General features: G+C 50.9%; 1 protein-coding gene. It reads left to right on the top strand.

The genetic code is table 11. The features are described from left to right. Window positions 1–133: 133 nt before the first annotated feature. A complete protein-coding gene (locus tag WH277_RS00195; protein WP_339456436.1) occupies window positions 134–751 on the top strand; it encodes a trimeric intracellular cation channel family protein in 618 nt (205 codons plus the stop codon). Window positions 752–766 lie beyond the last annotated feature (15 nt).

The following is a 766-nucleotide window of genomic DNA, read 5'->3' as shown; positions in this document are numbered from 1 at the left end:
GTTTTGCTAAGGTATTCACCATTAATGCCATCCCGTTGAGCCACCTCATCCGACAGAGCTCTCCCTGAGAAAATTTCAGTCGCCGTTTTGGCGCTAACCCCTTAGGATTGCGGCAGGTTTTAAGGAGATGGCAATGTTACTCACGGTCCTTTACATCATCGGTATTACAGCGGAAGCAATGACAGGCGCACTGGCGGCTGGTCGTCGCAAGATGGATATGTTCGGTGTAATCATCATCGCGTCTGTCACTGCGATTGGCGGGGGCTCAGTTCGCGATATGCTGCTTGGACATTACCCACTCGGTTGGGTGAAACATCCTGAATATATAATGATTGTTGCTGCTGCCGCCGTCATTACTACGCTGGCAGCCCCCCTGATGCCCCACCTTCGTAAGGTTTTTCTTGTCCTGGATGCATTAGGCCTGGTGGTATTTTCCATCATTGGCGCGCAGGTCGCGCTGGATATGGGGCATGCTGGAATTATTGCGGCCATCAGTGCCGTCGTGACGGGTGTGTTTGGCGGTGTTCTCCGCGATATGTTCTGCAACCAGATACCCCTGGTTTTTCAGAAAGAGCTTTATGCTGGTATCGCCTTCGCCTCCGGTTGGGTCTACATTTTGTTGCTTAAAACTGCGCTACCAATGGAAACTGTCATTATCATTACGCTGCTAGCCGGATTCATCGCTCGTTTGTTGGCCCTTCGTTTCAAACTGGGCTTGCCTGTATTCAATTACCCGCACGATGACCATTAATCTGACGATGTAGCC

The organism is Erwinia sp. MYb416, assembly GCF_037479575.1.
GTDB lineage: Bacteria > Pseudomonadota > Gammaproteobacteria > Enterobacterales > Enterobacteriaceae > Erwinia > Erwinia rhapontici.
The sequence above is the reverse complement of the archived record's forward strand: the minus strand, read 5'-3'. Positions and strand labels throughout refer to the sequence as shown.